The organism is Hymenobacter cyanobacteriorum (assembly GCF_022631375.1).
Classification (GTDB): Bacteria; Bacteroidota; Bacteroidia; order Cytophagales; family Hymenobacteraceae; genus Hymenobacter; species Hymenobacter cyanobacteriorum.
The window spans coordinates 1,090,230-1,112,476 of the sequence record NZ_JALBGC010000001.1 but is presented as its reverse complement, the minus strand read 5'-3'; the positions used below and the strand labels follow the sequence as shown (position 1 = coordinate 1,112,476).

General features: G+C 62.5%; 13 protein-coding genes. 8 read left to right on the top strand and 5 right to left on the bottom strand.

The genetic code is table 11. From position 1 onward, the window contains the following. Positions 1–65 precede the first annotated feature (65 nt). The 7 genes from MON38_RS04715 (at position 66) to MON38_RS04685 (ending at position 10,987) form a co-directional block, all read left to right on the top strand. Complete coding sequence (locus MON38_RS04715; RefSeq protein ID WP_241934978.1) at positions 66–1,808, top strand: ribulokinase; 1,743 nt, start codon at positions 66–68, stop codon at positions 1,806–1,808. 78 nt (positions 1,809–1,886) lie between these two features. Continuing rightward, positions 1,887–2,585 (top strand): L-ribulose-5-phosphate 4-epimerase, encoded by a 699-nt coding sequence (locus MON38_RS04710; RefSeq protein WP_241934977.1) that lies wholly within the window; start codon positions 1,887–1,889, stop codon positions 2,583–2,585. A gap of 116 nt (positions 2,586–2,701) precedes the next feature. Beyond that, entirely contained in the window at positions 2,702–4,192 is a 1,491-nt protein-coding gene (araA, locus tag MON38_RS04705) for an L-arabinose isomerase (RefSeq protein ID WP_241934976.1), read from the top strand. A gap of 183 nt (positions 4,193–4,375) precedes the next feature. After that, positions 4,376–6,076, top strand: coding sequence for a sodium:solute symporter family transporter (locus MON38_RS04700; protein WP_241934975.1), 1,701 nt, complete (start codon positions 4,376–4,378; stop codon positions 6,074–6,076). Between the two features lie 260 nt (positions 6,077–6,336). Beyond that, entirely contained in the window at positions 6,337–7,827 is a 1,491-nt protein-coding gene (locus MON38_RS04695) for an arabinan endo-1,5-alpha-L-arabinosidase (RefSeq protein ID WP_241934974.1), read from the top strand. A gap of 144 nt (positions 7,828–7,971) precedes the next feature. Next, complete coding sequence (locus MON38_RS04690) at positions 7,972–9,822, top strand: NPCBM/NEW2 domain-containing protein (RefSeq protein ID WP_241934973.1); 1,851 nt, start codon at positions 7,972–7,974, stop codon at positions 9,820–9,822. Between the two features lie 184 nt (positions 9,823–10,006). Next, a complete protein-coding gene (locus tag MON38_RS04685; RefSeq protein WP_241934972.1) occupies positions 10,007–10,987 on the top strand; it encodes a glycoside hydrolase family 43 protein in 981 nt (326 codons plus the stop codon). A 154-nt stretch (positions 10,988–11,141) separates the two neighbouring features. Here MON38_RS04685 and MON38_RS04680 read toward each other — a convergent pair whose 3' ends face one another. Together MON38_RS04680 and MON38_RS04675 are read right to left on the bottom strand one after the other, a co-directional pair. Beyond that, a complete protein-coding gene (locus MON38_RS04680) occupies positions 11,142–14,057 on the bottom strand; it encodes a family 43 glycosylhydrolase (RefSeq protein ID WP_241934971.1) in 2,916 nt (971 codons plus the stop codon). A gap of 99 nt (positions 14,058–14,156) precedes the next feature. Then, entirely contained in the window at positions 14,157–15,158 is a 1,002-nt protein-coding gene (locus MON38_RS04675; protein WP_241934970.1) for an arabinan endo-1,5-alpha-L-arabinosidase, read from the bottom strand. 218 nt (positions 15,159–15,376) lie between these two features. On the opposite strand from MON38_RS04675, the gene MON38_RS04670 reads away from it, so the two are divergent. After that, positions 15,377–16,252 carry an RICIN domain-containing protein gene (locus MON38_RS04670; RefSeq protein ID WP_241934969.1) on the top strand — a complete coding sequence of 292 codons (876 nt, stop codon included), beginning with the start codon at positions 15,377–15,379 and terminating at the stop codon, positions 16,250–16,252. Positions 16,253–16,421: 169 nt separating this feature from the next. Here the strand turns inward: MON38_RS04670 and MON38_RS04665 are convergent, their stop codons facing one another. The 3 genes from MON38_RS04665 to MON38_RS04655 all read right to left on the bottom strand — a co-directional run bounded on the left by MON38_RS04665 (position 16,422) and on the right by MON38_RS04655 (position 22,006). After that, the gene (locus tag MON38_RS04665) at positions 16,422–18,599 is read right to left on the bottom strand and encodes an alpha-galactosidase (protein ID WP_241934968.1); all 2,178 of its coding nucleotides are present in this window, start codon (positions 18,597–18,599) and stop codon (positions 16,422–16,424) included. Positions 18,600–18,785: 186 nt separating this feature from the next. Continuing rightward, positions 18,786–19,769, bottom strand: a complete 984-nt coding sequence (locus MON38_RS04660; protein ID WP_241934967.1) for a glycoside hydrolase family 43 protein — start codon at positions 19,767–19,769, stop codon at positions 18,786–18,788. Positions 19,770–19,915: 146 nt separating this feature from the next. Continuing rightward, positions 19,916–22,006, bottom strand: a complete 2,091-nt coding sequence (locus tag MON38_RS04655) for an alpha-L-arabinofuranosidase C-terminal domain-containing protein (protein ID WP_241934966.1) — start codon at positions 22,004–22,006, stop codon at positions 19,916–19,918. Between the last annotated feature and the right edge of the window lie 241 nt (positions 22,007–22,247).

The window sequence follows — 22,247 nt, the reverse complement described above, 5'->3', positions numbered from 1 at the left end:
TTGCGCTGCGCTCCACTCGCAATGACAGACACGCTGGCTCAACAACTATTAAATAAACCATCACCGTGCAAGAACAACCCACCGCTTACGTCATCGGCATCGACTACGGCACCGACTCCGTGCGGGCCCTGCTCGTGAATGCCCGCACCGGGGCCGAAATCGCCCAGGCCGTGCACTACTACCCGCGCTGGAAGGCCGGCCGCTACTGCCAGGCCACTAAAAACCAGTTCCGCCAGCACCCGCTCGATTACATCGAAGGCCTCGAAAGCACCGTGCGGCAGGTGGCCCAGCAGGTGCCCGCCGCCCAGATTGTGGGCCTGGCCATTGATACCACCGGCAGCACGCCCGGCCCGGTAAACGCCGACGGCGTGGCCCTGGGCCTGCTGCCCGAATTTGCCGAGAATCCCAACGCCCTGTTCGTGCTCTGGAAAGACCACACGGCGCTGGCCGAAGCGGCCGAAATCAACCACAAGGCCCGCACCTGGGGCGGCGAGGACTACACCCGCTTCGAGGGTGGCATCTACTCGTCGGAGTGGTTTTGGGCGAAAATCATGCACATCCTGCGCGAAGACGAGGCCGTAGCCGCTGCCGCGCACTCCTGGATGGAGCACTGCGACTGGATGACGCTGCTGCTCACCGGCGGCGACCTCGCCAGCTTCCGGCGCAGCCGCTGCGCCGCCGGCCACAAGGCCATGTGGCACGAGAGCTGGGGTGGACTGCCCGCCGAGCAGTTCCTCACGTACCTCGAACCAAAACTGGCCGGTTTACACAATCGATTATTCACCGAAACCTACACCGCCGACCAGGTGGCCGGCCACCTCTCCGAGGAGTGGGCGCAGCGTCTGGGCCTGACTACTGATACCGTGGTAGCCGTGGGTTCGTTCGATGCGCACGCCGGCGCGGTGGCGGGCGAAATCGAGGCCTACTCGATGGTGAAGGTGATGGGCACGAGTACCTGCGACATCGTGATAGCGCCCACCGCCGAAGTGGGCGACCACCTCGTGGCCGGCATCTGCGGGCAGGTCGATGGCTCCGTTATTCCCGGCATGCTGGGTTTGGAGGCCGGGCAGTCGGCTTTCGGCGATTTGCTGGCCTGGTTCCGCAACATCGTGGAGTGGCCGCTGCACCACGTGCTGCCGCACTCCAAAGTGCTGACGCCGGAGCTACAGGCCGCCCTGCGCGAAGAAATGAGCGACGCCCTGCTAGTGCAGCTTAGCGACGCGGCTGCCGCTGTGGACCCCGAAGAGTCGCATGTATTGGCCCTCGATTGGGTGAATGGCCGCCGCACGCCCGACGCCAACCAAGCCCTGAAAGGCGCGCTGATGAACCTGACGATGGGCACCAACGCTCCCCAGATTTTCCGGGCGTTGGTAGAAGCCATCTGCTACGGTTCGAAGCAGATTGTGGAACGCTTCGAAAGCGAAGGCATCCCGATTAAGCAGGTGATTGGTATCGGTGGCGTGGCCAAAAAGTCGCGCTTCGTGATGCAGACCCTCGCCGACGTGCTCGACCGGCCCATCAGAATTGCCGTGTCGGAGCAGGCGCCTGCGCTGGGCTCGGCCATCTACGCCGCCGTGGCCGCCGGTATCCAGCCCGACGTGACGACCGCGCAGAAGGCCATGGGCTCGGGTTTCGCCGAAACCTACACGCCCAACCCCGCCCGCGTGGCCGACTACGCCGTCCGCTACGCCCAGTACCAAGCCTTCGGGCAGTTCGTGGAAAAAGCCACGGTAGGGGAGGAGCAGAGCAAATCCGTGACGGAAGAACGTCATGCTGAGCTTGTCGAAGCATCTCTCCCGCAACACTAATTCAAATCGATTCAACGAAGCGGTAGAGATGCTTCGACTGCGCTCAGCATGACCTGTTGAAGCACTACCCTCACTAGAATGAGCCAATACCAAGCCCTGAAACAAGCCTGCTACGAGGCCAACATGCAACTGCCCAAGCTCGGGCTGGTGCTCTTCACCTTCGGCAACGCCAGCGTGGTCGACCGGGAGCGTAGCGTGTTCGCCATCAAGCCCAGCGGGGTGCCCTACGCCACGCTCACGCCCGAAGACATCGTGATTGTCGATTTCGAAGGCAACGCGGTGGAAGGCAGCAAGCGGCCGTCGTCGGATACGAAAACGCACGCGCTGCTCTTCAAGCAGTGGCCCGAAATTGGCGGCATCGTGCACACGCACAGCACCTACGCCACTGCCTGGGCCCAAGCGCAGCTCGATATCCCGATTCTGGGCACCACCCACGCCGACCACCTCACCGTGGACGTGCCCTGCGCCCCGCCCATGAGCGACGAACTCATCGAAGGCGACTACGAGCACCAGACCGGCTGGCAAATCATCAACGAGTTCGAGAAGCGTGGCCTCTCGCCCAGCGAAGTTGAGATGATTCTCGTGGGCAACCACGCGCCTTTCACCTGGGGCAAAACCGTGGAAAAGGCCGTGTATCACAGCGCCGTGCTCGAAGAACTGGCCCGCCTGGCCTACCTCAGCTGCACGTTGCGCCCGGGCGTAGAGCGGTTGAAAGATGCTTTGATTACCAAGCACTACGAGCGCAAGCACGGCGCAAAATCCTATTACGGGCAGTGAGTTTTTAGCTTTTAGCTGACGGCTATTAGCTGTTAGCTTCTGGCAGAAACTATCCGATTCTCTTCCTCAAACAAAAAAGCTAACGGCTAAAAGCTATTAGCTAACAGTTTAAAACAATGATTGACCTCACCCACTACGAAGCCTGGTTCATCACCGGCAGCCAGCACCTCTACGGCCCCGAAACTCTGGAGCAGGTAGCCCAGCACTCGCAGCAGATTGCCGAAGCCCTCGGCTCCGCGCTGCCCATCAAAATCGTGTATAAGCCCGTGCTGACGGGGCCGGACGGCATTACGCAGCTGGTGCGCGAGGCCAACACCACCGAGAACTGCGTGGGCCTGATTGCCTGGATGCACACCTTCTCGCCGGCCAAAATGTGGATAAACGGCCTGAAAATCCTGCAAAAGCCGCTGGCGCACCTGCACACGCAGTTCAACCGCGACATTCCGTGGGCCGACATCGACATGGATTTCATGAACACCAACCAGTCGGCGCACGGCGACCGCGAGTTTGGCTTCATCGGGGCGCGGCTGAAGCTAAAGCGCAAGGTGGTGGTGGGCCACTGGCAGAGCGCCGACGTGCACGAGCGCCTCAGCATCTGGGCGCGAGCGGCCTGCGCCTGGGCCGACTGGCAGGGCGCGCGCATCGTGCGCTTCGGCGACAACATGCGCTACGTGGCCGTAACCGAAGGCGACAAAGTAGAGGCCGAATTCAAATTCGGCTACTCGGTGAACACCTACGGCATCGGCGATTTGGTGGCCGTTATCAACGCCGCTTCGGATGCCGATGTGGACGCGCTGCTGGCTACCTACGAGCAGGAATACGACCTAGCCGACGACCTGAAAGCCGGCGGTGCCCAGCGCGACAGCCTGCGCGAAGCCGCCAAAATTGAAGTCGGCATGCGCAAGTTTCTGCAGGACAACAAGGCCATTGGCTTCACCGATACTTTCGAGGATTTGCACGGCATGGCGCAGCTGCCCGGCATCGCCACGCAGCGCCTGATGGCCGAGGGCTACGGCTTCGGCGGCGAGGGCGACTGGAAAACGTCGGCCCTGGTGCGCGCCATGAAGGTGATGGGCGCGGGCCTGCCTGGCGGCAACTCCTTCATGGAGGATTACACCTACCACTTCGAGCCCGGCAACGAGCAGGTGCTCGGCTCACACATGCTCGAAATCTGCCCCAGCATTGCCGAGGGCAAGGTGAAAGTGGAAGTGCATCCGCTGGGCATCGGCGGCAAGGCCGACCCGGCCCGCCTGGTGTTCAACTGCCCGGCAGGAGCGGCCCTGAATGCCACCATCGTGGACCTCGGCCACCGTTTCCGCCTCGTAGTGAACGAGGTGGAGGCCGTGCTGCCCGCCCAGGACCTGCCCAAGCTGCCCGTGGCCCGCGTGCTCTGGAAAGTGCTGCCCGACCTGAACACCGGCGCGGCCGCCTGGATTCTGGCCGGTGGCGCCCATCACACCGGCTACAGCCAGAACCTGACCTCCGAATACCTCGAGGACTTCGCCGAAATGGCCGGCATCGAGTTCGTGATTATCGACGCCGACACCAAGCTGCGGACGTTCAAAAACGAGCTGCGCTATAACGAGGTGGCCTTCGCTGGTCGCTAGAACGACTGCATTAACAGAACGATAAGAAAAGAACGTCATGCTGAGCGCAGCCGAAGCATCTCGCGTGCTGCCACTAATCCTTTTTTGACGAGGATTACTGCCACGAGCGAGATGCTTCGGCTACGCTCAGCATGACGTTCTAAAATCAGGCATAACCCAACGCATCCCCACCCAAATCTTCCCATGCGGAACAATTTAACCACGCTGGACCTGCTGGTCTTTTTCTTTTACTTACTGGGGGTGTCGGCCTACGGCTTCTACATCTACCAGAGCAAGAAAAAGGCCGAGCAGAGCACCAAAGACTACTTTCTGGCCGAGGGCTCGCTCACGTGGTGGGCCATTGGCGCGAGCATGATTGCCTCGAACATCTCGGCCGAGCAGTTCATTGGCATGTCGGGCTCGGGCTTTAAGGTGGGCGTGGCGGTGGCGGCCTACGAGTGGGTGGCGGCCGTGGTGCTCATCATCGTGGCCGTGTTCTTCATGCCGGTGTATTTGAAGAATAAAATCTTCACGATGCCGCAGTTTCTGGAGCAGCGCTACAACAGCACGCTGAGCCTGATTATGAGCATTTTCTGGTTGTTTCTGTACGTGCTGGTCAACCTCACGTCCATTCTGTACCTGGGCGCGCTGGCGCTGAGCAACCTGGTAGGCGGCGACTCCTTCCACACCATCATCATCCTGCTGGCGCTGTTCTCGCTGCTGATTTCCATTGGCGGCATGAAGGTGGTGGGCTACACCGACGTGGTGCAGGTAGTCGTGCTCGTAGTGGGCGGCCTCGTCACCACCTACATCGCCCTGAGTTTGGTGAGCACCAAGTTCGGCCTGGGCGGCGGCGCTATCTCAGGCTTTAATGCCTTGATGGACAAAGCGCCCGACCACTTCCGCATGATATTCGACAAGCCCACCAGCGCCACACCGCAGGTCGAAGTCGATAAGTACCTGGCCCTGCCCGGCATCGCCATGTACTTCGCCGGCCAGTGGATTGTGAATCTGAACTACTGGGGCTGTAACCAGTACATCACCCAGCGCGCGCTGGGGGCTGATTTACACACGGCCCGCACCGGCATCCTGTTCGCCGGTATTCTCAAGCTGATGATGCCCGTGATTGTGATGCTGCCCGGCATCGCGGCTTACGTGCTCTACCGCAACGGCAGCCTGCAGGCCGAAATGGCCAGCACCGGCGCGTTCAACTCCGACAACGCGTATTCGGCCATCCTCACCTTCCTGCCCAACGGCCTGAAGGGCCTGAGCATGGCGGCCCTCACCGCCGCCATCGTGGCCTCGCTGGCGGGCAAGGTGAATTCGATTTCGACCATCTTCACCCTCGACATCTACAAGCGCTACCTGAACAAGGACGCTTCGGAGAAGAAGCAGGTGCTGGTTGGCCGCTTCACCATTCTGGCGGCCGTGGTGCTGAGCGTGTGCTTCACTTGGAAGGACCTGCTGGGCATTGGCGGCGAGGGCGGCTTCCAGTTCATTCAGAAGTACACGGGCTTCATCTCGCCCGGCATTCTGGCGGTGTTCCTGTTGGGCATGTTCTGGAAGCGCACCACGGCCACGGCCGGCATTGTGGGCATTCTGGCGGGCTTCGCGCTGTCGGTGTTCTTCAACAACTACGCGCCCGCCGTGCTAGGCCCCGAAACCTTCCTCTACACCGCTTTCCGCAACAGCGCGGGCGTGTACGAAATCCCCTTCCTGATTTGCATGGGCCTGTCGTTTGTCATGACGATGGTGCTGATGGTGAGCGTGAGCCTGGCCGGCCCGGTGGTGAATGCCCGCTCCATTCAGCTCGATGCCAGCATGTTCCGCGTGAGCACCCAGACGATGACGCTCATTGTGATTACGATGCTGATGCTGACGGCTTTGTATACGAAGTTCTGGTAGGGTCGGCGCGCAGCTGCCCCCTTGATTAACAGTCTAAAACGGGAGCGTGTCGTTAGGTCACGCTCCCGTTTTGGCTTTTGTGGGTTTGCCTTTTGGTCTTTTAGTCGCCTGTCATCCTGCGTGCAGCGAAGGACCTTATGACGGTTGAATAGCTATTAAATACCTGTTGCTCACTGGTGACAAGGCCCTTCGCTGCGCTCAGGATGACAGATGATTTCCACTGCTCACTACTTCCTACTTAATACTAGCCTACGCTAACTATGAAAAAGCACGTGTATCGGTTTGTCGCAGCAGTGCAGCTGCTGGCGGTATTGGGCCTGGGGGCCTGCAAAAAGGAGCCTACTCCGGCCTTCGTGCCCACCGCGCAGCCGCCCACCACGGGCGCGTTCGACATCAACACCATTAAGGATACCTACCCCGAGGTGGCGCCGCTGGCCAGCTACCGCAGCTGGGCTTCCTACAACGTGCACGACCCGGCCATCATCAAGGACGGCGACTATTATTACTGCTACAGCACCGACGTGGGCTACGGCTTGTCGGATGCCGTGCTGACGCCCGGCCTGCAGGTGCGCCGCTCGAAAGACCTGATTCAGTGGGAGTACGTGGGGTGGGTGTTCACGACCCCGCCCGCCATGGGCAGCGCCTTCATCCGGCAGAACGGTGGCGTGCCCAACCGCCTGCTGTGGGCGCCCTACGTCATCAAGGTGAACAACGAGTTTCGCCTGTACTACTCGCTGGCCTCTGACCAGTTCAAGCTGAGCGTGATTGGCCTGGCCACCGCCAGCTCGCCGCTCGGCCCCTGGACGGAGCGCGGCGTGGTGGTGACCTCCACCAACCTGCCCGCGACGCCCGTAACCAACGCCATCGACCCCACGGTTATCATCGACCAGCAGGGGCAGCACCGCATGTACTACGGCTCGGCTTTCGATGGCATTTATACCCTGGTGCTCGACCCGGCCACCGGCCTGGCCCAAACGCCCGGGCAGCGTGGCCAGCGCATTGCGCAGCGCGGCTTCACCGGCAACACGATTAACGGCAACATCGAAGGGCCCGAAGTCATCTACAACAGCGAGCAGAAGAAGTACTACCTGTTCATTTCCTACGACTGGCTGTTCACGAAATACAACGTGCGCGTGGGGCGCTCGGCCTCGGCCGCCGGCCCGTTTCTGGACTACAACGGGCGCGACATCAACCTGACCGAAGACCACGGCCCCATGATTCTGGCCCCTTACCAGTTTGCCGGGCACGGCGGCTGGCAGGGCACGGCCCACTGCGGCGTGTTCGAGAACAACGGGCAGTTTTACATGACCCACCAGGGCCGCCCAGGTGTCGACGCTTTCTATATGGACCTGCACGTGCGCAAGATATTCTGGACGCCTGATGGCTGGCCGGTGGTATCGCCCGAGCGCTACGCCGGCGAGGACAATACGCCCTCACCCCAGGCCGATTTGGTGGGCGACTGGGAGCAAATCAAGCTGAGCTACCGCGTGACGCCGGGTTTCGGCAACGAGCAAACCAACCCCGATTTCCAGGTGAGCACGCCGCTCACGCTCGCCGCCGATGGCACCTTCAACGGCAACGCGGCCAACACCTGGACCTACGCCGCGCCCTGGCTCGAAATGCGCTACAGCAACGGTACCGTCGATAAGCTGTATGTGCAGAAAGGCCGCGACTGGGAGAACCGCAAGCCCACTACCGTTTTCACCGGCCTGAATGGCGCGGGCGTGGCCATGTGGGGCAAGAAGAAATAGAAAGCAGCGAGTCATTTGCAAACATCTGTCATCCTGAGCGCAGCGAAGGACCTTCTCACGTCCGCAAAAGTCGTTCTAACGTGAGAAGGTCCTTCGCTGCGCTCAGGATGACAGAAACGAACATACCGCCACCAATCACCCACAATGCCCTCGACCTTCCGCCGCAACGCCCTCGCCCTGACGCTGCTCGCTGGACTCGCCAGCCAACCGCTGGCGGCCCAAAAAGCCGCGCCCGCCGCCAAGTCCGACTTCCACGCCTGGGCGCCCACGCCCCCGATGGGCTGGAACAGCTGGGACTGCTACGGCCCCACCGTGACCGAAGCCGAAGTGCGCGCCAACGCCGACTACATGGCCCGCAACCTCAAAAGCAGCGGCTGGGAATACGTGGTGGTTGACATTCGCTGGTACGTGGGCAACGACACGGCCCACGGCTATAACGAGAAAAACCCCGACTGGAACCTCGATGCTTACGGCCGCTTCGTGCCGGCCGTGAACCGGTTTCCGTCGGCTGCCGGGGGCAAAGGCTTCAAGCCGCTGGCGGATTATCTGCACGGCCAGGGGCTGAAATTCGGCATTCACATCATGCGCGGCGTGCCGGTGGTGGCCGTGCAGCGCAAGCTGCCCATTCTCGGCACCAAGCTTACGGCGGCCGACATCTACACGAAGGAGGGGCAGGCGGGCTGGCTGCACGACATGTACACGGTGAAGGCCGGGCCGGGCGCGCAGGAATACTACGACTCGCTGTTCAAGCTCTACGCCTCGTGGGGGCTCGATTTTGTGAAAGTGGACGACCTTTCGGAGCCATATCACAAGCCCGAAGTGGAGATGATTCGGCGGGCCATTGACAAGTCGGGGCGCAAAATTGTGTTCAGTACCTCGCCCGGCGAAACGCCGGTTGCGGAGGCGCAGCACGTAGCTGCCAATGCCAACATGTGGCGCACGGTGGGCGATTTCTGGGACAGCTGGGAGCAGCTGAAGGAGCACTTCGAGGTGTGCAACCGCTGGGCCCCGCACATCCGGCCCGGTGCGTACCCCGATGCGGACATGCTGCCGCTGGGCCGCCTGGGCATCCGGGCCGAGCGGGGCGACGACCGCATGAGCCGCTTCACCCGCGACGAGCAGTACACGCTGATGACGCTGTGGAGCATTTTCCGCTCGCCGCTGATGTTCGGCGGCGACCTGCCCAGCAACGATGCCTTCACGCTCAGCTTGCTCACCAACCAAAACGTGCTGGCGATGCATCACCGCAGCACGCACAACCGCCAGCTATTCCGGCGCGGCGACCTCGTGGCCTGGACGGCCGACGACCCCGCCACCGGCGACAAATTCCTGGCCCTCTTCAATGCCCAGGACCAAGAGCTGGCCCCCGCCAGCGAAGCCGCCTGGGCCAGCCCGCTCATCACCCGCCAAACGCCCGGCCAAAGTCAGCCCGTGGACGTGGACATCAGCGGCGCCACCAGGCTTTACCTGAACGTGCGCGACGGTGGCGACGGCATTGCCTGGGACCACGCCGACTGGCTGAACCCGACCCTCAGCAACGGCCCGGCTACTAAAAGCCTCGCCGAACTGCCCTGGCAAAGCGCCACCGCCGGCTGGGGCCAGGCCACGGTGAATAAAAGCGTGTCGGGCGCGCCGCTCATCGTGGGCAGCAAAACCTACGCGCAGGGCATCGGCACGCACGCCAACTCGCTGATTGAGTACGCGCTGCCGGCCGGCTATACCCGTTTCCGGGCCATGGCCGGGCTCGACCAGGCCGGCGCGGCGCAGAACACCGGCGGTACGCTGCAATTCCTGGTGTTTACCAAAAGCCCATTGCGCCCGGCCCCGGCCGATTCGGTGCAGATTCCGGTGGCGCTGGCGCAACTGGGGCTGCAAGGTACTTGCACCGTGCGCGACCTGTGGACGGGTAAAGTCTCGACTGCCGCGGGCGAGTTTGCGCCTTTCGTGCGGCGGCACGGCGCGCGGATGTACCGGATTTCGCAGGGCGGGAAATAGGGTTAGCTTAGGTGGCTGGCGATGCTAAAAAACGCCTGTCATCCTGAGCGCAGCGAAGGACCTTATCACGTCAGAGTAATTGGCGGTAAATCGAATGGTACGAACGTGGTAAGGTCCTTCGCTGCGCTCAGGATGACATCCAAAAAATACTTTCCAACTAGATATAACCTAATCCTTCCTGCCCATGAAAACCCATTTGTCGGCCCTGGCGGCCATTTTAGCCCTGGCCACGGCATGCCAAAAGGAGAAACCTGCGCCATTCGTGCCGGGCGTGGCCCCCGTGTTTCGCAACCCGATTGTGAAAGACAAATTCACGGCCGACCCGGCGGCGCTGGTGGCCAACGGCATGGTGTACATCTACGCGGGGCACGACGAGGCCGCCGCGGGCCAGCAGGGCTACGTGATGAACGAGTGGCTCTGCTACTCCTCGCCCGATATGGTGACCTGGACCGAGCAGCCCGTGCCGCTGCGCGTGAGCACTTTCACCTGGGCGCGGGCCGATGCCTGGGCCTCGCAGGTGATTGAGCGCAACGGCAAATTCTACTGGTACGCCACCGTGGACCACCGCACCGTGCCAGGCAAGGCCATTGGCGTGGCCGTGGCCAACAGCCCCACCGGCCCATTCACGGACGCGCGCGGCACAGCCCTCATCACCAACAACATGACCACGGCCGTGAACAGCACATTCGACGACATCGACCCCACGGTGTTCATCGCCAAAAGCGGCCAGGCTTACCTGTATTGGGGCAACACTGCCTGCTACTGGGCCAAGCTGAAGGCGAACATGACCGAGCTCGACGGCCCCATCCAGACCGTGCCGCTGCCTGCCTATACCGAAGCGCCCTGGCTGCATCAGCGCGGCGCGTGGTACTACCTCAGCTACGCCAGCGAGTTCCCCGAAAAGCTGGCCTACGCCATGAGCCGCAGCCCCGAAGGCCCCTGGACCTACAAGGGTATTCTGAACGACTTAGCCACCAATTCCAATACCAACCACCAAGCCATTATCGACTTCAAAGGCAAGTCCTATATCATCTACCACAACGGGGGGCTGCCCACCGGCGGCGACTTTCGGCGTTCGGTCTGCATCGACTATCTACGCTACAATGCTGATAGCACCATGCAAAAAGTGGTGATGACTAACGTGGGCGTGGACCCGGCGCTGTAGCGTTGTTATTCGCACGAATGTAGAGACGCGAAGTGTCGCGTCTCGGCGTTGGACTATGCAAATTGCCCGGCCCCGGAGACGCGAAGTGTCGCGTCTCTACAAAAAAAGGGGCTGACCAATTGGTCAGCCCCTTTTTAATTCATTGCGAGCAGCCTTATTCCACCGTCAGGCGCTGGTGCAGCGCGCCGCAGCGCAGCACGTAGAGGCCGGCGGGCAGGCCCGTGAGCGAAATCGTGGCCTCGGTGCCGGCGGCCGGGGCAGGCTGGGTGCGCACCTGGCGGCCCAGCGCATCGAACAACTGCAGCGGTGCGGCGGGGCCGTTCAGCACCACGCGTACGGCGTTGTGGGCCGGGTTGGGGTAGGATTGCAGGCGGGCGGACTCGGCCGAAACGGCACGCTCCACGGCGCGCACGGGCGAGTAGGCCACAGCGCCGTCGAGGTCGGTTTGGCGCAGGCGGTAGTAGAGCGTGGCGGCGCTGGGCAGCCTGGTATCGGAGAAGCTGTAGCTGCGGGCGGCGCTGCTGGTGCCGGCGGCGGCCACGGTGCCCACGGCGGCGTAAGTCGCGCCGTCGATGCTGCGCTCGATGCCGAAGCTGGCGCTGTTTTTCTCCGATGCGGTGGCCCAGCTCAGGCGCACGGCGGCCGGGCCGTCGGCGGTGGCGGCGAAGGCCGTCAGCTCTACCGGCAGCGGGTTGGCGGCATCGCCCAGCGTCCAGACGGAGAAGTCGGCGAGGCCGGTTCGGGTGATGGTGCCGGGGCCGGCCGTAGCCGGGCGCTGGGCCGTCCAGGGGCCGGCAGGGCCGGTGGTCGATTTGAACAGCACCAGATTAGCGGCCGGAATGTTGGCCAGCTCGTGGGCGAAATAACCGAAGGTCAGGTCTACGTTCAGGCCCGCGTTGGTAGTCGGCTGGATATCAAAATAGCGGCTGATGCCCACGCGGCCATTTACGCCCGCTGGTGGCGTGCCCGTCACGCGGCGCACCATGGTGCTGCCGGGCAGAACCGCGCTGGCCGCGTTGGGCACGAGCGTAAGGCCCAGGCCGCCGAAGCTGCTGCCCGCGCCGGGCGTATCGAGCAGGCGCGTGGTTTCGGCGTTGCCGATGACGTAGCTGTCGTCCGTTTCGCTGAGGCTGGCCGTGGCGGCCAGGGCCACCTTGAAATCGGCCGTGGTATTGAGGGTGCCGTTGCTAAGCGTGAGGGCGGTGCTCACGGGCAGGTCGCGGGCCAGGAGCAGGGTGCTGCCAGGCTTGTTCACGGTAGCAGTGCTGAAAGTGGTAGCCGCCGTGCCGCCCACGGTTTGCACCGTGGGGCCAACGAATTCTACCGCGCCGTCGAGCGTGGCGGTGCCGTAGTTGGTCCAGTTGCCGCTCACTTGCAGGGTGGTGCCGCTGCCCAGCGCCAGTGTGGTGCCGGGCGCGATGGTGACGTTGTTGGCCGCGCCCGTGCCGCTGGCCAGCATGGGCGCGTTGGCTACGCCGGCCGGAATGTAAGCGTTATCGGCGGCGGTGGGCACGGTGGCAGTGCTCCAGTTGCCAGGCTCGGCCCAGGCGGTGGAGGTGGCACCGGTCCAGGTGGCGGGCGGGGTTTCGATGGTCCAGCGCTGGCAGGTGAACCCGCCGTAGTCGAACAGCGCCAGCTGCAGGCCCACGGTGGTCGATGCGCCGGGCACCTCAATCACGCGGTTGCTGGCGGCGGCCGGGCTGAATACGAACGAGCCGTCGGCGGCGCGCTCCACCTTCATTTTCTGGCAATCGTTGTTCAGCCAATCCCAGATGCCGATGGTGGTGCCGTTGGCGTTGGTGCAGTTGGCCAGGTCGGCCACGCGGTTGCCGTTCAGGGCATTGGCAATCTTGTAGAAGCCGTCGCCCATCGGCACGAAATCCCATTTCTGGCAGGTGAGGTTGGCCCAGGTGCCCTGCGCGATGCGCTCGCCCAGGCCGGCCGTGCAGCCCCACGAATCCCAGCACAGCCCGCTGTTCAGGTTGGTGATTTTGTAGCGGCTGCCCGCCAGCCAGTCGCGCGAAATGATGGGCCAGGCGCTGGCATCGTATTTCAGGTTGGCGAGGTCGAGCTTGGGCGCGCCGTTGTCGGTGCCATCGTAGTAGTGCATCGACGCGATGTTGACGCCATTATCGCGCAGCAGGCCGAAGTGGCCCGGCCCGATGTAGCGTCCCGACGTGCCCAGCACCACCGTGCCCACGCTGCCCGAAACCGCCGCCGCATTGGTGGCGGTGAGGGCATTGCCGTTGCGGTCCAGAAACGGTCCGGTGGGGCTGGCCGAGCGGCCCACCACAATTTTGTAGGTGCTGCTGGTGCCTTTGCAGCACAGCCCCCGGTTGGCGTAGAAATAGAAGTAACCGTTTTCCTTCACCACGTAGGCCGCCTCCCAGTCGCGGGTGCCGGTAGTGGTGTTGCCGGCAATTACCAGGGTCGAAACGCCTACTTTTTTAAGGCCGGTCGTCGGGTTCAATTCCAGCACACCCAGGCCGCCGTTGAAAGAGCCGTAGTACATCCAGAGCCGGCCGTCGCTGTTTTTCAGAATGGCCGGGTCGATGGCGTTGACGTTGGTGCTGGTGCTCGAAGCCGCCACCTGCCCCAAATCCGTCCACTTGTAGTTGGCCGCCGTAGGGTCGAGCGTGGGCGAGGTCGCCACGCCGATGGCCGATTTCGGAGAGCCAAACGTGGAGCACGAGTAGTACATATAATACTTCCCGTTCATGAAAATGCACTCTGGGGCCCAGAAATTGCCCGCGAAGCCCGGCACTGCCGTGTTAATCCAGGCCGGCCAGGTGCCCACCGGGAAGATGGTTTGCGGCCCCGGCGTCCACTTAATCAAATCGGTGGAATACGCCGCGTAAATACCGTCGCCGGTCGTGAACATCCAGTACTTATTGCCCTCCTTCACAATGCTGCCGGGGTCGTGCGAGCCGGGTGAGCCTTGCAGCGCCGCGGCCGTTTGCGACGCGCCAATGCCCAGCAGTAGCAGGAGAAAAAAAGCCCATTGCCGGGTACTACCGGCGAAGTGGGTGATGGCCCGGCGAGCGGGCAAAAAACGTAGAAACAGTTGCATGCGGTGGGTTTTTGGTGGTTGGAAATGTCAGGTTATTGGGCCGTGGTGAATTTGGTAGCTTAACACAATCGATTGTGTTGCTATTCAAAAGAAGCTGCGCTATGGCTTCACCACCGGCCAGCCGGCCGCATCCCAGCCCAGCGGCTCGATGCGCAGCTTCGAGCGGCCCTTGTCGGCGGCGTCGTAGGCGTGAAAAACGAGGTAGTCGGTGCCGTCGAAAGTAGCCACGGCATTGTGGCCCAGGCCGTACCAGTTTTTGTCGCCCGCCAGCAGCAGCGAGCCGCCGCCCTGGGCCAGGTCCTGGCCGGCTTTGTCGAGGTAGGGGCCGGTGAGGGTATTGGAGCGGCCCACCACCATTTTGTAGGTGCTCTGCGGCCCGCGGCAGCAGTAGTCGAACGAGGTGAACAGGTAGTAATATTCGCCCTTGCGGAACAGGAACGGCGCTTCGATGGCCCCGTCGCCGGGCAGCGAGTCGTTGAGCTGCGGGTTGCGCGGGCGGCGGGCCAGCGTGCGCCACTGCTCGGGCTGGGCCGGGCCGGTGAGGTCGGGCCGCAGCTGCACCAGCTTGATGCCCGCCCAGAACGAGCCAAACGTGAGCCAGGGCCGCCCAGCTTCGTCGCGTATCAGGTTGGGGTCGATGGCGTTCCACAGGTCGCGCCCCGGTACCGACTGAATCACGCGCCCGTGGTCGGTCCACTTGAAGTTGGGGGCGGCGGGGTCGAGGGTGGGGGAGGTGGCCAGGCCGATGCACGACGTGTTTTTGCCAAACGCCGACACCGAGTAGAACAGGTAGTACACGCCGTTGTGCACCGAAATATCGGGCGCCCAGATGTGGTTGTCGCGGAAGCCCGGCACCGCCTGCGTGGCCCAAGCCGGCGCGCTGGCAAACACCGGCTTCTCGCGCTTCCAGGTCTGGCGGTCGGCCGACGACCATACCGCGATGCCCGGCCCGGTGCCGAACAGGTAGTAGGTGCCGTTTTGCCGAATCAGCACCGGGTCGTGCACCGGAATGGGGCCCGGGGCCACCTGCGCTGCCACCGGCGCCCCCGCGCCAAACAGGCTCAGCCACAGCACCCAGCTTAGCCGGTAGATTACAGGCATAAACGATTGTGCAATGGATGAGGTGTGGCGGATACTCATGAGGGTAACGTGTTAATGGGTGCGGGCAAAGCTACGAAAATAATTTACACAATCGTTTGTGAAAATCGATTGCGGAACGTTACATTTGTCGGGTAGCCGGCGCTCATCAGCGGAGTCGGTAAGGGCCCGGAGGGGCCAGCATCCGACTTTCATTCCCATCATTTATTCTTCAAATTCCCATGAAAAAATCTGTACTCTTCGGGGCATTGGCCGCTTTGGGCCTGCTCGTTGGCGGCACCTCGGCCCAGGCCCAGGTCACCACTATCAGCAACGGCGCCACCTACCGCCTCACGCACTACGGCGTGGTAGCCGATGCTTCGGCTACGGCCTTCGGCGTGCCCGCTGGCTCGCCGCTTTGCCTCGATGTGGACCGCAACCTGACCACCGCCGGCGCCCTGCTCGGCCAGTGGGGCGAAAACGCCAACGACGGCCAGCAGTTTGTGTTCGAGTCGCAAACCGATGGTTCCTACAAACTGCGCCACAAAGGCACTGTGCAGTACGTGCAGACCGTCGGCCTGTCGAAAGCCGTGAATACCCGCATCGAGCAGAACGTGTTGGTAACCACCAACGACGACGCTCAGCGCTGGTTCATCACCGACCCTAACAGCAACGGCCGCTACAAATTCACCCTGAAAAACTCGGCCAACGCCCAGGGCATTTCGCAGGTGCTGGAAGTAGGTTTTGCCAGCGCCGCCCCGGGTGCGCAGGTGAACCTATTCGACGACAATGGCTTCGAGCCCGCCCAGCGCTGGACGCTCACGCGCACGGCCCTGGCCACCAAAAATGCGGCCGGTGAAGTGCTCTGGCTGCAAGCTTACCCCAACCCCGCCGGCCGCGGCCAGGCCCTGCGCCTGCGCGTAGAGGCCCAGCGCCCCGGGGCCGCCGCCATCGAAGTAATTGATGCCCTCGGCCGCCCGGTGTACCGCCAGAATACCTCGCTGGTAACCGGCGGCAACCCCATTGATTTGAACAACGCCTCGCTGGCCTCCGGCCTCTACCTGGTGCGCATGACGCAAGGCGATTTCGTGCAGCAAACCCGCTTCGTGCAGGAATAGTACGGTTTTAGATTAAGTGAAAAGGCGCGCATTCCCGATGGGGGATGCGCGCCTTTTTTGCTGTAGCGCGGACTTTGTAGTCCGCGAGCGAGCGGAGCGAGCATTGCGTGTGCAGTGCAGTTCTGAATGTTCGCTCCGCTCACCCGCGAACTAAAAGTTCGTGCTACAGCTATTCCGTCACCAGTTCGAACACGTGGCTCGTCAGCGGTTTCGCTTCGCCATCCGAAACCAGCACGCCGACTTGCATCAGGTAGCTGCCGGAATACGTCTGGCCACTGGCGGGCAGCGTGGATTTCTGGCCGGGCATCAGGTTGATTTCGGTGAGGCGGTAGCGGCGGGCGGCGTCCAGGCCCTGCAGCTTCACCGGGCGCACGGTTTCGAGGAAGCGGGTGTGCAGGTTGTAGCCGAAGAGCACGGCCTGGCGTTGGTTTTCGGCCACGTACATGAGCGCGGCCTGGTTGCCCTCGTAGGGCGAGCGTAGCCGGAACTGGTCGCCCTGCCAGATGACGGGGCTCAGGCGCTTGTAATCCTGCACCGCCTGCTGGCTGAATTTGAGCTCGTCGGGCGTCATTTTATCCACTTCGATGTCGTAGCCGAGCTTGCCCATCATGGCCACGTCGGTGCGGAATTTCAGGCTGTGGCTGCGGTTCCAGTTGGTAACGTGGCTGGCGATGGTGTTCGAAGGGAAGAAATTGGAGAAGCCCCACTGAATGAAGATGCGCTCGAAGGCGTCGGTGTTGTCGGAGGCCCAGAACTCGGTGAAATAGGGCAAACTCCCGTAATCGGCGCGGGCACCGCCGCCCGAGCAGAGCATCATGGGCGTGTGCGGGTATTTTGAGCGCACACGGGCCATCACGCGGTTCAGGCCGCGCACGTAGTCGACGTACAGGTGCGACTGGTCTTTACCCAAATACTGCGAATAGCCGCTGCTAATCATGCGGTTGCAGTCCCACTTCACGTAAGCCACGCCCTGGCCAAGCTGCTCGTCCACGGTCCGGTACACGAAATCTTGCACCTTCGGGTTCGTCAGGTCGAGCACCAATTGGTTGCGGTAGAGGTCGTCGGGGCGGTTGGGGAGTTTGAGGAGCCAGTCGGGGTGCTGCTCGGCCAGGGCGCTTTTGGGATTCACCATTTCGGGCTCCAGCCAGATGCCGAATTTGATGCCTTCTTTGGTAGCGGTTTGCACGAGGTGGCCCACGCCGTTGGGCAGCTTAGCGGCGGTGGGCTGCCAGTCGCCGAGGCCCTGGCTGTCGTCTTTGCGCGGGTACTTGTTGCCAAACCAGCCGTCGTCGAGTAGGAATAAATCGACGCCCAGCTTCGCCGCGTCGCCCATCAGCCCATCGAGCTTGGTTTCGTTGAAATCAAAAAACGTGGCTTCCCAGTTGTTTAGCAGCGTGAGGCGCGGCTGGGTGCCATCCAACGTGCCGCCGTGGCGGCGCGCCCAGCGGTGCAGGTTGCGCGAGGCCTGGCCCTTGCCGGTGGTGCTGTAGGTGAAGATGAATTCGGGCGTGACGAACGGCTGACCCGCGGGCAGCGTGTATTCCGAGGCGTAGGGATTGATGCCGGCCGACACGCGCAGGGCCTCTTGGTTATCCACCTCAAACGCCAGCCGGAAATTGCCCGTCCAGGCCAGCGAGCCGGCCAGCACCTCGCCGCTGGTTTCGTCGGCGGGCTTGTCGAGGGCCAGGAAGAAGCTGGGCGTCTGGTACCAGCCGGCGCGGGTGCCCAGCTTGGTATCAATCACCTTGATGCCGCTGGTGAGCTGGCTGTCCTGCTGCTTGGCCTCCTCGGCCCAGTCGCCGTGGAACTGGCTTAGCCAGTACTGCCGGGCATCGAAATGCAGCATTGCCGAGGCGTAGTTGGTGAGTGTCACCGGCTTTTCTTCGCGGTGCACCACCTCCATCCAGGTATCAATAACATCCTCTTTGGTAAAAGCCACGAAGTTCAGCCGCACGTCCACCGGGTACTTGGGGTCGCGCAGGCGAATGGTGGTGCGGGCCACGCCATCGGCGGCGGGCTGGGTTTGCACGTTCACGAATTCCAGCGCCAGCGAGGGGTTGCCGTCGGCGTGCACTACGCGCAGGGCGGGCTCAAACAGGTTGTCGGTGCCGACCGGCACGTAGGCTTCGTGGCGGAAGGGTAGGGGCGCGTAGTCGGCCGCGTTGGGCAGCTTCGCGCCCAGGTAGCGCTGGTAGAGCTTGTGATTCTCGCCCACGGTCAGCACCAGGCTCACGTGCTCGGTTTCGATAACGATACTGGGCGCCGCCGCTGCGGCTGGCGCTTGTGCCATTGCGGAGAAGCCACCGCTTAGGAGCAGCAGGGCCGCCGTGAGTACGGATTTGAACATGGATTGGGGAGAGGATTGGTAGGAAAAACAAGAACGTCATGCTGAGCGAAGCTGAGGCATCTTTACCGCTGTCACTAATCCTTGCGATTGGATTGCGTTGTGCGGTAAAGATGCTTCGCTACGCTCTGCATGACGTTCTTCTTATGCCACTCGGAGCAGGCTGATAATAACGTTCTGAAGTACCCCCTACTTCGCCGCTCGCACGCCCTCGGTCGTCATTACCACGCGCTTCATGGTGCCGTCGGGGTTGTAGTAGAGGTAGTCGATGCACACCGAGCGCCGGAAGCTGCCGCCATCGGTGGGGATGCTGCCGTTGTGGTACACGAAGTACGACTTGCCTTTGAATTCGATGATGGCCTGGTGGTTGGTGTTAGAGTTGCCCGCCACCTCGTTCAGCAGTCCTTTGAACACCCACGGGCCTTCGATGCTGCGGCTCATGGCGTAGGCCAGCTTTTCCGGAAACTGGCAGGCGTAGCTCAGGTAGTACCAGCCGTTGTGCTCGTGCACCCAGGGCGCTTCGGTGTAGCTCGGCAGGTTGGTTACCTGGTGAATCTCGCCGTCGAACTCCGTCATGTTGGGCTTCAATTTGGCCCAGTAGCAGTGCGAGTTGCCCCAGTACAGGTAGGCTTGGCCGCTCTTTTTGTCGATGAAAACCGTGGGGTCGATGTCGTCCCAGAAAATCTTGCTTTCGGTCTGGCTGTTGAGCACCAGTGCCGAGCCCCGCGCGTCCTTAAACGGTCCGGTGGGGCTGTCCGACACCGCCACGCCAATGGCTTTGCCCGGCACGCTGCCGTGCTCCACGGCCGCGTACCAGTAGAATTTGCCGCCGCGCTCCACCACCTGCGAGGCCCAGGCGTCGTCCTTGGCCCAGGCAAACGCCTTCACGTTCAGTGGCGAGGGGTGCTCTTTCCACGTCACCATATCGGTGCTGGAGTAGCACAGCCACTCGTGCATCACGTAGCGTTGCTCGGGGGCGGGCGCTTCGTCGTGGCCGGCGTAGAGGTACACCGTGCCGTTGTGCACCAGCGCCGCCGGGTCGGCCGTGTATTTGTCTTTGATGACGGGGTTGCCGGCCGGCGGCAGCGCCGGGGCTTGCGCCTGGGCAGCAGGCGAGGCGACGAGAAGCAGTAGCGCCAGCAGCTGGCTGGAGATGGTTTTGGCAGTTTTCATGAACGGTTTTCCTGGATTTTTAGAACGATGTAGAGACGCGACACTTCGCGTCTCGGCGTTGAACATGACGTTCAAATGGCATCTTACATGGTGCGGCCGCCGAGACGCGAAGTGTCGCGTCTCTACATCGTTCTGCCTGCCTTTGCTTAGCGCTTGCCGGGGATGCGCAGCACCGTGAGCGAGTACGGAGCCAGCGTGTAGGTCACATTCGAGGACGATACTTTGAACGTCGACTCCTGCGGGGCCAGGTTCTGGGGCTGGTCGAGGCTGTTCACGGCATTCAGGTCGGTGCTGGCGAGCACGGTGGCTTTGCCGGTTTTGCCGAGCTTTTTCACGCCGGGTAGGCTCAGAGCTACGGGGCGGGCAGAGGCCGAGTAGTTCACCAGTTTCACCACGATGTCGCCGGTGCCGTCGTCGGCCACGGCGCTGGCGAAGAGGTTATCGGTGCCGTTGGCGGCGTTGGCGGCGCGCTGCACGGGCAGCATGGTGGTGCCTTTGTTGGTGGCGTAGAGCTTCTGCACGTAGTAGTTGGGCGTGCCGTAGGTGCGCAGGTTGTCGAACCAAATCATGTTCGGCGTCCACTGCCAGGCATCCACGTGGGCCAGCATGGGCGCGTAAGAGGCCATGGCCACCTTGTCGGCGTTGCGCTCCAGGCCAGTCATAAACGCGGCTTCCGAGATGGCAGCATCCCAGCTGTTCTTGTTGTCGGGGCTGGCGATGCCCACCGTCTGGGCGGCGTATTCGCCGGCGAAGATTTTCGCGCCCGTGGTGGGGTAGTTGTCGTAGCGGCCCACGTTTTTGCGGAACCACTCGGGGCTGGCATAGTAGTGCTCGTCCACGTACTCGGCTTTCCACTCGCGCAGCTGCTTTGTAGCCGCGTCGAACAGCGCGCCGTCGGGCGCGGGGCCGGCGCTGCTCACAATCTGCATGGCCGGGTATTTAGCCTTCACGGCCTTCGCAAATGGCTCGTAGCGCGCCAGGTACTGCGGCCCCCATTGCTCGTTGCCGATGCCAATCATCTTCAGGTTGAACGGCGCGGGGTGGCCCATGGCCACGCGCTTCGCGCCCCAAGGGCTGCTGGCGGGGCCGTTAGCAAACTCAATCAAATCGAGCGCATCCTGAATAAATGTGTCCAGCGTCGGCTCCTCTGGCGCGCTGCTGGATGTGCCCGCGTTCGGTCCCTTGGCGGCGCTGATGGGCGCCAGCTCGGCCGAATTGAACTGGCAGGCCATGCCCACGTTCAGAATCGGTAGCGGCTCGGCCCCGATGTCTTCCGAGAGTTGAAAGTATTCGAAGAAGCCCAGGCCGAACGACTGGTAGTAATCGGGGGTGAATTTGTTGATAAACTCAGTATTCCAGCGGTTTATCATCGGCTTGCGGGCCGCCACGTCGCCGATGGTTTCCTTCCACTGGTAGCGCTGGGCCAGGGTGCGCCCTTCCACAATGCAGCCGCCGGGGAAGCGCAGGAAACCGGGTTTCATGTCCTTGAGCAGCTGCACGATGTCGGGCCGCAGGCCATTCTCGCGCTTGTTCCAGGTGTCTTTCGGAAACAGCGAAACGACGTCCAAATCGAGCGTGCCGGTGCCTTCCACGGTCAGTTTCAGGCGGGCGCGGGCGGCGGTGCCGGTGGGCTTCATTACCACGCTGTACTTCTTCCACTCGTTCGTGAGGCCGGTAATCTGGGTCTGGGCCAGGGCGCGGCCCGAGGCGGCCGTTTCGGGGCCGGGGCCGCTGCGGCCGGGCTCCTCCAGCGTCACGTTCAGGGCCGAGATGTTGCCGGCCCCGCGGCGCAGGTAGATGGAAAACGTGTACTCCGCATCCTGCTTCAGGCCCATGCCCCGGAAGCCTTCGTTCACGAAGCCGGCATCGGGGTTAGCCGTGGCCACGCTCAGGCGCAGGAAATGGTTGTTGGTGGGCCCAATGGGGTTTTCGCCCGATACGCGGTAGTCGGCCAGGCCGGCCGCGCCGCGCAGCGCCTTCCAGCCGATGAGGTGGTCGTCGGTTTCAAACGACTTGTTCTTCACCCGCTCGGGGTAGAGGCCGCCGTCGGCCGCGAAGTTGATGTCCTCAAAAAACAGCCCGTACATGCTTTTCGAGACGGGCGCACCGGGCTTGTTCACCTGCACGGTGAGGGCGGTGGGGGCAGTTTGGGCGTGAGCGGCGGGCACGCCGAGCAGCTGGCCCAGGGCCAGGCCGGCGGCCAGCGGTGCTAATCGGGCGGGAGTGAAAACGGACATAGCAGGAAGTATTGAGATGAAGCGAATGGAGCAGGAGCACCCTGGCAGCCGCGCCCGTAGCGCCAGCTGGTGAGTGCGTACTATCAAATCGATTGTATTGAAACCCTTGTCGACACAATCGATTGTGTAAAGTAAAGGCAAAACGTTTACATCTGGTGTACCTTTCGCCAAAACAGTCCGGATAAGCGCTGCCCTACACAACTATTATTGTGCGCTTAAGTAGCGGAAACCTGCTGAATTC